At 37.3% G+C, this 1378-nt stretch carries 1 protein-coding gene; it reads right to left on the bottom strand.

The window, feature by feature from the left end:
* Nucleotides 1-1325 (bottom strand): AAA family ATPase (locus FKN93_RS17340; RefSeq protein WP_170905763.1); only part of this gene is annotated, 1325 nt, incomplete at its 3' end.
* Nucleotides 1326-1378 lie beyond the last annotated feature (53 nt).

Genomic DNA, 1378 nt, shown 5'->3' with positions numbered 1-1378 from the left:
CCCAATGTATCGAAAATATCCCCTACCTCCGCTATAGCTCCTATTTTGGTATAACTATTTTCAATTTTGAAAGTATTTATGTCTTCTAGCTTAGAGGCATTAACGAAAATCGTACTATGAGTGCTAACCAATATTTGAAAATGTTGTTCCGATAATAAGCGAAGCGTGTTGATAAACTCTCTTTGAGCTCTCGGATGCAAGTGCGTTTCGGGCTCATCAAAACACCAGACATACCTTTTATTAGTTTCTGTTGCTTGTTCTGCTTGTAGCCTAAGCAATGCAAACCAAATTTGACGTTTTATGCCTTCGCCTTGGTTATCAATATGCACACTTTCTTCAGAACTGTCTTTACCTACAAACAAGTCTGTAAGTTGATTTTTTAACTCAAAGTTTACGCTGGCGCTGATACTCTTAATACTTGGAACCTCATTCTGAATACCCAACTCTTCAAGTTTTTGGTTAATCTTTGTCTGTGCTCGTGTTCGTAGCATACCTGAAATTTTCTTGGCTCGGGTAACCTCGGCTTCAATAGAGTCAGATAAGATAGCATTAGCCGCTTTAGTTATACCCTCTAGTGACTCGTTCCAGCTCAAGTAAGCGTACTCAGGGAAAGCTGCCTGTAAGTCTTGCTTCCACTTCTTATATTTAGCGTCATCGCTGAACTTAACAAACTTATACGAACAAGAAACTGTATTTAGTATCGAACGCATTTTTTCATAAATTGTATGGCGTCCTTCACCATTATCATTAATGAGGTTCTGTTCCTCTGGATTATAAGTCGTCATAGCTGTATTGACTTGAGCTTGAGTCGAGCTGTAAATACTAGCTAAGCTCTGCTCATCCGGATGGTAATGAGAGTAATATATTTCAGTTACCCCTGTATCTGCGTTTATAACCCTAGCTTTATAAAAGTACCTATACTGGTCATCCATCAATTTTGCAGATTCCAGCACCCACTTTAGGTGGTTAGATATATCTTCAGCGTCTTTATCAAAATCTTCAATTTGAAACTTACCAATGCATACAATGAACTTTTGTTGATGATCTTCTGTTAGCTCAAATAGCTCAGGCAGTCCTTGCTCAAGTAAATAAGCATTAATTTCAGTTTTAGTTAATGCAGTATGCGATAAATCATTTTTTTCGGTTTTATCATTTGGGATAGACACTGAAAAAGACTGCTCTAACAACAGTCTTGCCGAGTTCAATGATGTTGTTTTACCACAATCATTCTCTCCAATTAGCACTGTTGGAGAAACGGACTTAATTTCAAGTGCCGTTTTTTGAGCACTTTTATAATTTATAGCAATGACTTCTTTGAGTAACATTTTATTTATTCCCTAGACCACCGAAGTTAAATTTTTGCGATATGCATAACGCC

The organism is Vibrio sp. A8-1 (assembly GCF_013048685.1).
Lineage (GTDB): Bacteria > Pseudomonadota > Gammaproteobacteria > Enterobacterales > Vibrionaceae > Vibrio > Vibrio metschnikovii.
Note: the sequence above shows the minus strand (reverse complement) of the source record. Positions and strands in the feature narration are given on the sequence as shown.